The organism is Leisingera sp. McT4-56 (genome assembly GCF_020514995.1).
Lineage (GTDB): Bacteria > Pseudomonadota > Alphaproteobacteria > Rhodobacterales > Rhodobacteraceae > Leisingera > Leisingera aquaemixtae_A.
Genome location: NZ_JAJALF010000005.1, coordinates 58,354 through 70,496, shown reverse-complemented (window position 1 = coordinate 70,496; position 12,143 = coordinate 58,354). Strand labels below are relative to the sequence as shown.

Genomic DNA, 12,143 nt, shown 5'->3' with positions numbered 1-12,143 from the left:
CATGAACTACCGGCAATACCTAATGGCCAGTGCTGCGGCTATGACGATGGCTGCCCCGATGGCGATGGCCGAAGATTCCTCCGATCCCATCATAATCCCGGTCCACAACTGGTCCAGCCAGATCGTGATGAGCCACGTCGTCGGCCAGATTTTCGAGTCAATGGGAAACAACGTCGAATATGTGTCGACCGACAGCCAGGCTGTTTATGAATCCGTCCGTCTGGGCGACGTCACCCTGGAACTGGAAGTCTGGGAAGGCGCCTTCGGAAAATCCTTCAACGAGGCATTGTCGAAAGGCGGCCTTCACGATGCCGGCGACCACAATGCGGTGACCCGCGAGGATTGGTGGTACCCGGCCTGGACCAAGGATGCCTGCCCCGGCCTGCCGAGCTGGGAAGCTCTGAACGACTGCGCCGCCGCCTTTGCCACTCCGGAAACCGGCGACAAGGGCCGCTTCCTGGGCGGTCCCGTCGACTGGCTCAAACATGACGCCGAGCGTGTGGAAGCTTTGGACATGAACTTCACCGTGGTGAATGCAGGTTCCGCCTCAGCGCTTTGGGCTGAAGTGGCCGCAGCTGAAAAGACCATGAAACCCGTGGTGATCTTCAACTGGACCCCGAACTTTGCCGAGGCCGTCTGGCCAGGTGAGTTTGTCGAGTTCCCGGCCTGGGAAGACGGCTGCGACAAGGATCCTGCAGTCGGCCCCAACCCGGATGCCACCTACGACTGCGGCAACCCTGCAAACGGCTATCTCAAGAAAGCCGCCTGGGACGGTATGAAGGACAAGTGGCCGGCGGCGTACGAGACGCTGACCGAAATCAGTTTCACCAACCCGCAGATCGCTGAAATGGCCAAGCTGGTCGACATCGACGAGATGGAGCCGGAGGACGCCGCAGCCGAATGGCTGGAAGCAAACGAAGACGTCTGGAAACCCTGGACCGAATAAGCCCCTCACCTTCCTCCTGTGTGCCGGGGCAGTCCACTGCCCCGGCGCCTATGCAAATGAAAGTAGACTCATGACTGCCGCCTCTCCCGTCATTTCGTGCAAGAACGTTTGGAAGCTGTTTGGGGCCCATCCGGAAGAGTACCTGAAGTCTCTGACCGGAAATCCGGGTTTCGATGAAATCCGCCAAGCCGGCTACATCGCCGCGGTCCGGGATGTGTCGCTGGACATCGCCAAGGGTGAGATGCTGGTGATCATGGGGTTGTCCGGCTCCGGCAAGTCAACCTTTGTGCGCTGCCTGTCCCGGCTCATCGACATTACTGGCGGCGAGGTCCGTGTCGAAGGCCAGAACATCGGAGAAATGTCCGAGAAAGAGCTGATTGATCTGCGCCGCAACAAGATGGGTATGGTGTTCCAGAGTTTCGGCCTGCTGCCACACCGCACCGTGCTGGACAATGTCGCCTTTCCGCTGGAAATGCGCGGCCAGGACCGGCATGCACGCCGTGCCCGCGCACTGGAAGTGATTGAACTGGTCGGGCTGTCCGGGCGCGAGGACTATTTCCCGCGCGAGCTTTCCGGCGGCCAGCAGCAGCGCGTCGGCATCGCCCGCAGCCTGGCGATCGAGCCCGACATCTGGTTCCTGGACGAACCCTTTTCTGCCTTGGACCCGCTGATCCGCCGCGAAATGCAGGACGAGTTTCTGCGTTTGCAGGAAATGCTGGGCAAGACCATCGTTTTTATCACCCATGACTTCGACGAAGCTTTGCGCCTCGCTGACCGCATTGCCATTATGAAGGACGGCGTAGTCGAGCAATGCGCTACTCCCGATCAGATCGTGCTGAACCCGGCCACCGAATACGTCGCCAAGTTCACCGAGGAAATCGAGAAATCCCGGGTGGTCCATGCCGGGGTTCTGGCGCGGGACGTGAACGGCCACAGCATGACGGGTGCGCCGGTTGGAGAGAAACAGACCATCTCCGAACTGGCCCGTCTGTTGGTCAATGACAGCCGCGACTTCCTTCCCGTCGCTGACGGCTCTGGCAGCCTGATCGGCGCTTTGAACCGCCAGGAAGCACTCGATGTGCTGCTGGGAGGCACATCATGACTGACCAGACCATGATACTTTCCAGCAAATCGCAGAGCTGGACACGAGCCAAAACCGGCTGGACAATCTTCGCTGCTGCCTGCGTGCTTGCACTGGGGAACTCCCTGTTGCCCGCCGGGCTGGTGCGGCCTCCGGAATGGCTGATTTTGCCCTTCGCCGACTGGATCAACGCTATCTTTGTGTTTGTGCGAGACGACTTGGGTCTGCTCTATCTGACCCGTGCCTTTGCCGACGCGGTCGAATGGCTGCTCGATGTGACCGCCAACCTGCTTTACGGCAAGAACCGCTGGCCCCGCGTCGGCCCCATTCCGTGGACCGTGATTGCCAGCATTGGCTTCGTCATCGGCTATGCCCTCCAGGGCTGGCGGCTGTCACTGCTCACCGGCGGAACCTTTGTCTGGATTGCCGTCATGGGGCAGTGGAAATGGGCGATGGAAACGCTGTCGGTCATCGTCGTCGCCGCACCGTTTTCGATCCTGTTCGGTCTCGTGATGGGCATTCTCGCCTGGCGGTCCAAGACCTTCGAACGGATCCTGAACCCGATCCTCAACATCGCGCAAAGCCTGCCGCATTTCGCCTACATGATCCCGGTTGTGGTCTTCATCGGCGTCGGTCCCAAGGCAGGCGCCATCGTCACCATCATCTTTTCGGTGCCGCCGATGATCCGCATGTCGCTCTTGGGCCTGCGTAAGGTTCCGCATGAGGTGATCGAAAGCGGCCACATGTGCGGCTCCACCCGCTGGCAGCTGCTGCGGCATGTGCGCATCCCTACAGCCCGAACCGAGATTCTGGTCGGTGTGAACCAAGTCATCATGCAATGCCTCGCCATGGTGGTTCTGGCCAGCTTCATCGGAATGCCTGGCCTGGGCCAGAAACTGCTGCAGCTGCTGCAGGCGTTGAAGATCGGCCGCTCGGTCGAGATTGGCATCACCATCGTGCTGTTGGCAGTCATGCTGGACCGCTGCACAAAGGCCTGGGCGACAAAGCAGCCGGAGCATTTCGAAAAAGGCACCTCCTTCGCCGTGCGCAACAAGTTCCTGCTGCTGGGACTTGGCCTGTCGCTGGCCTGCCTGGTACTGGCGCAGTTCATCCCGCTGATGGATCAGATTGGCCGCCGTGACGCCTTCACCATCTCCAAGCCGATTGATGCAATTGCGGACTGGTTCATCGTTCTGATCGATCCGGTCACGCAATGGCTGCGCTGGTTCCTGATCACTTGGGTATTGATCCCGATCCGCGATGCCTTCCTGTGGATGCCTTACGCTGCTGTTCTGGCACTGCTTGCCGCAGCTGGCTGGGCCATCGGCGGCCTGCGTTCGGCGCTGGTATGCCTCGCGTTTTTCGGCCTCATTGCTATCTCCGGCTGGTGGGACCGCGCCATGATCACCGTCTATACCGTCGTGGTCGCCGTCTCCATTGCCGCAGTGATTGGCTTCCCGCTCGCTATCTGGGGATCCTTCAATGAGAAACGGGCCGCAATTGCGCTGCTCGTTTGCGATACCCTGCAGACCTTCCCCAGCTTCATCTACCTGATCCCCGTCGTAATGTTGTTCGGCGTGAATGATGTCGCGGTGGTCGGTGCGGTTGTCCTGTTCGCTGCTGTGCCCCTGGTGCGCTACACCATCGAAGGGCTGCGCCAGGTTCCGGAAACCCTGATCGAGGCCGCGGACATGTCCGGCGCCACAAGGATGCAGACCCTGTGGAAAGTGCGGCTGCCAATGGCCCTGCCGACCATCATGGTCGGGGTCAACCAATCAGTTATGTTCTCGCTGTTCATGGTAATTATCGCTGCCTTCATCGGCACCCAGGACCTAGGCCAGGAGATGCAGCGTGCCCTGTCCTCCACAGACGTCGGCAAAGGGCTGGTGCTGGGGCTTGCTGTCGCCTTCATGGGGCTGATGGTGGACCACCTGGTGACCACCTGGGCGCGGTCCAAGAAAGACGCGCTGGGGCTGGAGTAAGACCATGACAATTCATGCAAACAGCTTCGATCCTGCCCCGCTTACCCGCATAGGCTTTCTGCTGTTCCCAGGCTTTCCCATGGCCTGCCTGACCTCGGCAATGGAACCGCTGCGTGCCGCCAATGAGATCGCCGGACACCAGGTATTTTCCTGGCATCTTGTGACCGAAACCGGCGCGGACGCAGCGGCTTCTGCCGGGGTCCTTTTTCCCGCAGACGCCAGTCTGGCAAATGCCGAGGGGCTCGACTGCCTGTTCCTCCTGTCTGGGCCAGATGCCGAGTTTGAGGATCAGATATCGAGCCCGGGACGCCTGCGCTACCTGGCGCGGCATGGCGTGGCTGTGGGCGCGGTCTCCGGCGGTGTCTTTCCTCTGGCCCGCAGCGGCGTTCTGTCTGGGCGGCGGTGCGCCGTTCATTGGTGCTACCGCAGCGCTTTTGAAGCGGCCTTTCCCGATTGCACGGCCGTGGACCGGCTCATCGTGCGCGACGGTAATATCCAAACGGTCTCCGGCGCCACTGCAATGTTCGACCTGTCACTGGGGCTGATCTGCACCGCACTTGGCGAGGCCGCCATGAACGAGGTTGCCTGCCTGTTCCAGCACCCACTGATCCGCAATGGCAGCGCCCGTCAGAAAATTCCTGTGCTGCAAAGCGACCGGACTGTCGACCAGATGCCCCCCGCAGTCAAATCGGCGATGTCGATATTCTCAAAAAACATTGAGATGCCGGTTTGCATTCGCGATGTGGCGCAGATGTCCGGCGTGTCGCCGCGCCAGCTGGAGCGCAGTTTCCGCGCGGCAACGGGGTTGAGCCCGGGAGAGTACTACCGCAGGCAGCGGTTGAAGGCGGCACGCCAGATGGTTCTGTTTTCCTGGGACTCCATTTCCAGCATTGCCAATGCAGTTGGGTATGCAAGCTCCTCCACGCTCTCCCAGCACTACCGGAAACAGTTTGGCGTCACCCCGGCGCAAGAGCGCAAAGCCACCCGGACGCATCCCAGCATCCGGATTGCGTCGGTCAGGCCATAAGGGCTTCTGTCACGGTCCCGGGCTAGACGCAGTTGGTTGCACAGGTCAGCGGCATCGGCTTGCAGCTCCGGCCCTTCACCCTTCCTTAGCGGGCAAGCCAGCGGACAGGCATGCGCAAAGTTTTTTAACTGCGGTGGGGATGTCATCTTCGTGGGTGCATCCAAAGCCCAAGAGCAGCCCGTTTAAGTCCTGCCGCTGCATGCAGTAGTACGACAGCGCATAGGCCGACAGCCCCTGCCCGTCCAGCCTGTCCAGCACGTCCATATCCCGCGTTCCCGGCGGCAGATCGGCAATCACCCGCAGGCCGCTGGTGTTCTGGCGCAGCGACACATGCGGGCTGGCGATGCGGTCAAAGCTGCTGATCATCGCCCTGCGGCGGCGCACATAGGCGCTGTGCATGCGGCGCATGTGGGTGCTCAGGTGGCCCTGACTTATGAACTCCGCCAGCACCGCCTGCAGCCAGGTATTGGGGCCGCGGTCGGTGATCGCGCTCAGCGCCATCAGCGGACGGGCCAAGGCCAGGGGCGCAATGATGAACCCCAGCCGCAGCGACGGGAACAGCGCGTTGTTGAAGCTGGAGACATAGATCGTGCGCCCCTGATGATCGTCGCAATAGATCGCCGGATCGGGACGCCCGCCGAACATGAACTCATTGTCCAGATCGTCCTCGATCAGCCAGGCATCCTTGCGGCGGGCCCAGTCCATCCACTCCAGCCGCTGCGCAATCGGCATCACCGCTCCCAGCGGGTACTGGCAGGAGGGGGTCAGATAGGCCAGCCGCGCGCCGTCGGTCTGCGGGCCGTCCTGGGGAACCGCGGCGCCGGTTTCCGTTACCCGGACCGGCACGACGGTTCCGCCCTGGGCCTGAAAGCTCAGCCGCACCACCGGGCTGGAGGGGTCCTCCATCAGCACCCTGCCGCCGGGGTCGAGCAACAGCGCGGCAATCAGGTTCAGCGACTGCTGCGAGCCGTTGGTGACAATCACCTGGCCGGGGCTGCATTTCAGGCCGCGCCGGTTCAGCACATGGTCGCAGATTGCCTCGCGCAGCGGCGCATAACCGCCAGGCTGGCCATAGGCCATCATGCTGCTGTCCAGCCGGTTGCGGATGCGGTTTTCTATGCGGCCCCAGATCTTGTGCGGAAACAGGTCGATGGCAGGCACATTGGCCAGGAACGGGCGCACCCGGACCGGGTCGAAATAGGTCGGATCCAGCCCCTCCGCAGCCGCCCTGCCGCGCTGCGACAGCCTGGGCGGCTGCGGCGCTTCCGCGGCATTGCCGGTGCCGAGATTCAGACCGGGAAACTCCGGGTTCACAAAGGTGCCGGACCCAGTGCGGCTTTGCAGGTAACCTTCGCTTGCCAGCTGCTCGAACGCGGCGACCAGGGTGCTGCGGGCAATCCCTTGATGCTCTTTCAGCCAGCGGGTCGACGGCAGCTTCTGTCCGGGTTTGATACCGCCATCCTGAATCATCCGGCGCAGCTGCTGGACCAGCTGCAGATAAAGCGGCGTGGCCGATGCGCGGTCCAACTGCAAAAACGGCAGCGGGGCAAAATGCTTGGTCTGCTCCGGCACTGGCGGCCCCCAAATGGTTTGCATCATTTAACCAAAATGGACGTAGCGGGCAAAACCATTTTCTGCCACCACATCCTGGCCCGCCCTGACAGGGGGGGTGAACAGAAACAGGCTGTACTGCCCTGTCCGGGCCGTGGTGCAGCCAGCAGGGAAACAATATGTCCGACATCATCAGCCACTATGTGGAACAGGCGGTCAAAGGCTTCATGACCCGCCGCGAATTCATCGGCCGCCTCGGCGCACTGGGGGTTGCCGCCGCCAGCGCCAACAGCCTGCTGGCCTCCGCCGCCAGGGCGGAAGGCCCGAAAAAGGGCGGGCTGATCCGGTCCGGCCTGCAGGGCGGGGCCAGCACCGACAGCCTGGACCCGGCACTGGCCGCCAGTTCGGTTGCCAACAACGTGCTGACCGCCTATGGCGATCTGCTGGTCGAAGTCAGCCCGCAGGGCGAAATCGTGCCGCGCCTGGCGGAAACGGTCGAGGCCAGCGCCGACGCCAAGACCTGGACTTTCAAGATCCGCCAAGGGGTGGAGTTCCACAACGGCAAGACGCTGACACCGGAAGACGTGCTGAAAACCATGCAGCGCCACTCCAACGAGGACAGCAAGTCTGGCGCCCTGGGCATCATGCGCGGTATCGAGTCGATGAAGGCGGACGGCGATTACTTAAGCGTCACCCTGGAAACGCCGAATGCCGACCTGCCCTATCTGATGGCGGATTATCACCTGGTGGTGCAGCCGGATGGCGGCATGAACACGCCCGCTGCAGGCATCGGCACAGGCCCCTACACGGTTGAAGTCAATGAACCCGGCGCCCGCCATGCCTTCAAAAAATTCGCGAACTACTGGGATACGGACCGCGGCCACGCGGATGAGATCGAAATCCTGGTGCTGAACGACGACACAGCCCGCACCGCCGCACTGCAAAGCGGCCAGGTGCATTTAATCAACCGGGTGTCGCCTAAGATCGCCGGCCTGCTGGGCCGCGCGCCGGGCCTGCGGATCGAGAGCATCTCAGGCCGCGGCCATTATTGCTTCCTCATGCATTGCGACAGCGCGCCGTTTGCCAGCAACGATCTGCGGATGGCGCTGAAACTGGCGGTGGATCGGCAGGAGATGGTCGACAAGGTGCTGCGCGGCTATGGCAGCGTGGGCAACGACATGCCGATCAACGCCGCCTACCCGCTGTTCTCCGGCGATATCGAGCAGCGCAGCTATGACCCGGATCAGGCCCGCCACTACTACCAGAAGTCCGGCCACGATGGCCCGGTTGTTCTGAAAGTGTCCGACAACGCTTTCCCCGGCGCGGTGGATGCCGCGGCGCTGTTCCAGCAGAGCGCAGCCAAGGCAGGCATCCCGCTGCAGATCGAACGCGTCCCCAGCGACGGCTACTGGTCCGAGGTCTGGAACAAGGAACCCTTCTGCGCCTCCTACTGGGGCGGGCGCCCGGTGCAGGACCAGATGTTCTCAACCGCCTACAAATCCGATGCCGACTGGAACGACACCCGGTTCAAACGCGAGGATTTCGACGCGCTTCTGCTGCAGGCCAAAGGGGAGCTCGACACCGCCAAGCGCACTGCACTGTATCGCGAAATGGGTATCCTGGTGCGCGACGAGGGCGGCGCCATCATCCCGATGTTCAACGACTTCATCGACGGCGTCAGCGAGCAGATCGGCGGCTGGGAGAACGATCCGGGCGGCGGCATGATGTATGACGGTGCGCTGGTGAAAACCTGGCTGCTGTGAGCTGGTTTCCCGAAGACTGCGGCGGGAAGTCTCACTTGGCTGCCCGCCGAACCTTTCACACCTGGCCTTGCAGAGCTGGCTTCACACGCCGGTGGCCCGGTCCCAGGGCGGCACGTCGCCGCCAAGGTGCTCCAGGATAAAATCAATGAAAACACGCACCTTGGCAGGTAGGTAGCGGCGCTCCGGATAGATGGCATAAAGCGTCTGCGACGGCAGGCGGCAGTGCGGCAGCACCCGCACCAGCCGCCCTGCTGCCAGGTCCGGGCCGGTGGTGAAAGTCGGCAGCCGGCCGATCCCCGTCCCGCCCAGAACCGCCTCTCGCAGCGCTTCGCCATTGTTGACGCTGTAGCTGCCGCCGGGGCGGAAGGTCTCCACCTCGCCGCCGCAGTTGAAAACCCACTCCTGAAAGTCCCGGCTGTAGGAATACTGCAGGCAATTGTGGCGGCTCAAACCGCTGACCGATTCCGGCGCGCCATGGCGCTCCAGATACGCCGGGGCGGCAACCAGCACATTGTGCAAGGGCGCGATCTTGCGGGCCACCAGCGCGGAATCCGCCAGCGTCCCGCCGCGCAGCGCCAGATCGAACCCGTCGGCAAACAGATCGGCCACCCGGTCATCCATCACCATGTCCACCGAGACACCGGGATAGCACTCCAGAAACCCGGAAATCAGCGGCGCCACATGCAATCGCCCGAAGGCCATCGGCACATTCAACCTCAGGCGCCCCTTGGGCGCCTCCTGCAGCGCAAGCACGCTGTCCTCAGCCTCCTGCGCCGCCTCCTGCGCCCGCACCGCGTGGGCATAGAAATGCTCGCCAGCCTCGGTCAGGCTGACATTGCGGGTGGAGCGGTGGAACAGCTGCGCCCCCAGCCGTTTCTCAATCTGGGTGATGCGCTTGCTGACCGCGGATTTGCTAACCCCCAGCCGCCGCGCCGCCGCGGCAAATCCCTGTGTTTCGGCAACTGCCACAACCACCGGGATATCTCCCATTCCTTCCATTTGCTCTCTCCCCAATGGGTGAATTTTCTTCAACACAAGGTTTCACCATAGCCAGATTATACATCGAACGGAAACGGATTACCTTTGCTGGGTCATCAAGGAAACATGCCATGGCCAAGATGCTGACAGAAAAGCCTACCCCGTTTGGCCGGTCCAGAACCTTTCAGGGCAGGCGGCCACTGATCGGCACAGTCCGGCACGCCAAGCCAAACAATCCGCAACCGGACCGGGGCCGCTTCCCCCGCAACTGAAATGGAGAATTCCGCAATGAAACTGCTCTCTAGAATTGCCGTGGCCGCCGCCGTGTTGTGGCTGCCGGTCCAGGGGCTTGCCGGCGCTGAGGACACCGCCGGCCTCCTGAAACTGGAGTACACCGACGGCCGCTGGGCCACGATAGGTGTGGAGGACGTGAACACGGTGCTCCGCAGCGTCGGGGTTCGCGTCAGCACCATTGCGATCCCGGCACAGGCGCTGCCGGTCCTTGAGGCTTCCCGCAGCCGCGCGATCACCGCAGAGGAAGAGGCGCAGTTGATCTCCGATTTCGCTCTCAGCCGCGAGGACCTGCTGGCGGAAATCGCCGCCGCGGGGCGTGAACCGACGGTTGAAAACGGCGGCTCTCTAACCACCTCTGAGCCGGGTGTTGCGCCCTACCCCAAGGTCTATGACATGAACAAGATGGACGCGGCGACCCGGGTCTGGGTCCACAAGAAATTCGGCCCGCTGCACATCAACCACGCCGAAGACGGAACCGGCATTGACGAGGTGATGACCATTGTCTCTGGCGGCCCCTGGGTCTGGTTTTTTGAACTGCCCGGCGATGTCATCGGCAAGCTGACGCTGGGCCACGTCGGCCCTGAGGGCGAGGCATGGCGTATCAGCTATCCGGGCATCCGCCCGCACGGCGGCTTCCTGGACCCGGAATACGGTCTGGTTGTCGCCTACGCGCACGGGCCGGAGCAGTTCGAGATCCACTTTGACGCGGACAATATCGCTGGGTCCCGACTGAACGGCACCAACGCATGGATCGGCATGTCCGGTGACAAGCCGGTACTTCTGAATACCCCGCTGAACGGCGACTGACACAACTACCGCTGCCGGCGCCTGGCCCGCCGGCAGCTTGCTGCATATGGCCGATCAACGCGATCCAGTGCGGCTTTGCGGCATTCATGCTGCACTCTGATAGATTAGACGCGAACCTATCCGGCAGCACCGAAGACAACGATAGCCCAGGGATGGCAGGGCTGGATCCGGTATGGATCGGCCTGGAACGCGGCCCGCCGGAGCTAAACTGGTCTACACTGGCGGGATAGCCCGGATTTGAGGCGCAAGCTCCCCGCACTACATTATGCGGTGGAGAAACCGCATGAGAATTGCGAAACGACTGCTTCTTCTGCTTTGCGTCTTTGTCCTCGGCTTGTTTCCAGCTGTGCCCCCGACAGCCCAGGCCGATGACGAACACACAGCCGAAAGGCATGTGCTGTACACGGTAGTTGACGGCCCGATTGGCCCGGCAACTGTTCATCATGTTGCGCGGGTGCTGCAGCAGGCCCAGACTGCGCCAACAGAGGCGGTCGTTTTGCAACTGAACACTCCTGGCGGGCTGGCCGATGCCATGCGCGAAATCATCTCTCAGATTTTGCAGTCGCAGGTGCCCGTAATAACCTATGTGGCGCCGCCTGGGGCTCATGCAGCCAGCGCAGGGACCTATATTCTCTATGCCAGCCATGTCGCGGCGATGGCGCCGGGTACCAACCTGGGCGCGGCGACACCAGTCGCAATCGGTGGACTTCCCGACGGGCTGCCCGGCCGCCCGCCCGCAGAGGAGCAGGACAAGGACCAAGAGGGCGGCGGCAGTCCGGACCGGAGCCCGACGGCGCCAAAAACCGCTTTGGAGGCCAAGGCCACCAATGACGCAGCCGCGCTGATCCGCAGCTTGGCAGAGCTGCATGGCCGCAACGCCGACTGGGCCGAAAGAGCGGTACGCCAAGCCGAAAGCCTTTCCGCAACCCGGGCATTGGAACTCAATGTCATCGATCTGATTGCCGCAGACCTTAGCGCGCTATTGCGGGATGCTGACGGGCGCAGCGTGGTGATGGGCGAGGCCCGGCAGCAAATTTCCACTGCTGGCCTGCCGGTCGAGCGGGTCGAAATGGACATTGTCATCCGCATTCTCAGTGTTTTATCGAACCCCAACGTAGCCCTGGTGCTGATGATGCTTGGCGTCTACGGGCTGATTTTCGAGTTTTGGAACCCCGGTGCCCTGGTGCCTGGCGTGGTAGGGGCGATCTGCCTCACCCTGGGGCTGTTTGCTCTGAACCAGTTGCCACTCAACTATGCGGCCCTGGCGCTTCTGGGGATCGGGGTGGCCTTTATGGTTGCCGAGGCGTTTTCGCCCAGCTTCGGTGTTTTGGGCCTTGGCGGGCTCATCGCCTTTTCGCTGGGGGCGGCGATGCTGGTAGACACGGATGCACCCGCCTTCCGGATCTCCTGGTGGCTGATTGCCAGCATGGCCGTGACCAGTGCCGCGGTATTGGTGCTGCTGCTGGGCTACACGATCCGCACTTACCGCCAGCAGCCGGTGTCGGGCCGCGCGCGGCTGCTTGGCGCCAGAGCCAGAGTGCTCGACTGGAAAGACGGCAGCGGTTTTGTCTGGATTGAGGGAGAGCGCTGGCAGGCAAAAGGCGCATTAGATCTGCAGCCCGGTCAGTACGTCCGCATCGGCGCGATCAAAGGTCTCACACTGCATGTTGCGGCGGAAGCCGGTTTCGGGCCGGGGGCAACCAGGGGAGAATAA

At 62.4% G+C, this 12,143-nt stretch carries 9 protein-coding genes; 7 read left to right on the top strand and 2 right to left on the bottom strand.

Going from position 1 to position 12,143, the window contains the following annotated elements; genetic code table 11:
- Position 1 precedes the first annotated feature (1 nt).
- The 4 genes from LHL23_RS08495 (at position 2) to LHL23_RS08480 (ending at position 5,036) form a co-directional block, all read left to right on the top strand.
- Positions 2 to 946, top strand: a complete 945-nt coding sequence (locus LHL23_RS08495; RefSeq protein WP_226429524.1) for an ABC transporter substrate-binding protein — start codon at positions 2 to 4, stop codon at positions 944 to 946.
- Between the two features lie 70 nt (positions 947 to 1,016).
- Positions 1,017 to 2,048: a quaternary amine ABC transporter ATP-binding protein gene (locus LHL23_RS08490; protein WP_226429523.1), complete on the top strand. Its 1,032-nt coding sequence runs from the start codon at positions 1,017 to 1,019 to the stop codon at positions 2,046 to 2,048.
- Positions 2,045 to 4,009, top strand: coding sequence for an ABC transporter permease (locus LHL23_RS08485; RefSeq protein WP_226429522.1), 1,965 nt, complete (start codon positions 2,045 to 2,047; stop codon positions 4,007 to 4,009). The genes LHL23_RS08490 and LHL23_RS08485 overlap by 4 nt, the downstream gene beginning before the upstream one ends.
- A 4-nt stretch (positions 4,010 to 4,013) precedes the next feature.
- Complete coding sequence (locus LHL23_RS08480; RefSeq protein WP_226429521.1) at positions 4,014 to 5,036, top strand: GlxA family transcriptional regulator; 1,023 nt, start codon at positions 4,014 to 4,016, stop codon at positions 5,034 to 5,036.
- A gap of 75 nt (positions 5,037 to 5,111) precedes the next feature.
- On the opposite strand, the gene pdxR is transcribed toward LHL23_RS08480, so the two are convergent.
- Positions 5,112 to 6,635, bottom strand: coding sequence for a MocR-like pyridoxine biosynthesis transcription factor PdxR (pdxR, locus tag LHL23_RS08475; RefSeq protein WP_226429520.1), 1,524 nt, complete (start codon positions 6,633 to 6,635; stop codon positions 5,112 to 5,114).
- Positions 6,636 to 6,766: 131 nt separating this feature from the next.
- On the opposite strand from pdxR, the gene LHL23_RS08470 reads away from it, so the two are divergent.
- Positions 6,767 to 8,350: an ABC transporter substrate-binding protein gene (locus tag LHL23_RS08470; RefSeq protein ID WP_226429519.1), complete on the top strand. Its 1,584-nt coding sequence runs from the start codon at positions 6,767 to 6,769 to the stop codon at positions 8,348 to 8,350.
- A gap of 81 nt (positions 8,351 to 8,431) precedes the next feature.
- Here LHL23_RS08470 and LHL23_RS08465 read toward each other — a convergent pair whose 3' ends face one another.
- On the bottom strand, positions 8,432 to 9,349 hold the full coding sequence (locus LHL23_RS08465; RefSeq protein WP_226429518.1) for a LysR family transcriptional regulator: 918 nt from the start codon (positions 9,347 to 9,349) through the stop codon (positions 8,432 to 8,434).
- A 267-nt stretch (positions 9,350 to 9,616) separates the two neighbouring features.
- Here LHL23_RS08465 and LHL23_RS08460 point away from each other — a divergent pair, with 267 nt between their 5' ends.
- Both LHL23_RS08460 and LHL23_RS08455 read left to right on the top strand, forming a co-directional pair.
- Positions 9,617 to 10,429, top strand: coding sequence for a hypothetical protein (locus tag LHL23_RS08460; protein ID WP_226429517.1), 813 nt, complete (start codon positions 9,617 to 9,619; stop codon positions 10,427 to 10,429).
- A 265-nt stretch (positions 10,430 to 10,694) separates the two neighbouring features.
- Entirely contained in the window at positions 10,695 to 12,143 is a 1,449-nt protein-coding gene (locus LHL23_RS08455; protein WP_443986806.1) for an NfeD family protein, read from the top strand.

Coding starts and splice junctions, on each gene's coding strand:
- LHL23_RS08480 (WP_226429521.1), top strand. CDS start 4,014: ATGACAATTCATGCAAACAGCTTCGATCCTGCCCCGCTTACCCGCATA.
- LHL23_RS08460 (WP_226429517.1), top strand. CDS start 9,617: ATGAAACTGCTCTCTAGAATTGCCGTGGCCGCCGCCGTGTTGTGGCTG.
- LHL23_RS08465 (WP_226429518.1), bottom strand. CDS start 9,349: ATGGAAGGAATGGGAGATATCCCGGTGGTTGTGGCAGTTGCCGAAACA.
- LHL23_RS08470 (WP_226429519.1), top strand. CDS start 6,767: ATGTCCGACATCATCAGCCACTATGTGGAACAGGCGGTCAAAGGCTTC.
- LHL23_RS08490 (WP_226429523.1), top strand. CDS start 1,017: ATGACTGCCGCCTCTCCCGTCATTTCGTGCAAGAACGTTTGGAAGCTG.
- LHL23_RS08455 (WP_443986806.1), top strand. CDS start 10,695: ATGCGGTGGAGAAACCGCATGAGAATTGCGAAACGACTGCTTCTTCTG.
- LHL23_RS08495 (WP_226429524.1), top strand. CDS start 2: ATGAACTACCGGCAATACCTAATGGCCAGTGCTGCGGCTATGACGATG.
- LHL23_RS08485 (WP_226429522.1), top strand. CDS start 2,045: ATGACTGACCAGACCATGATACTTTCCAGCAAATCGCAGAGCTGGACA.
- pdxR (WP_226429520.1), bottom strand. CDS start 6,635: ATGATGCAAACCATTTGGGGGCCGCCAGTGCCGGAGCAGACCAAGCAT.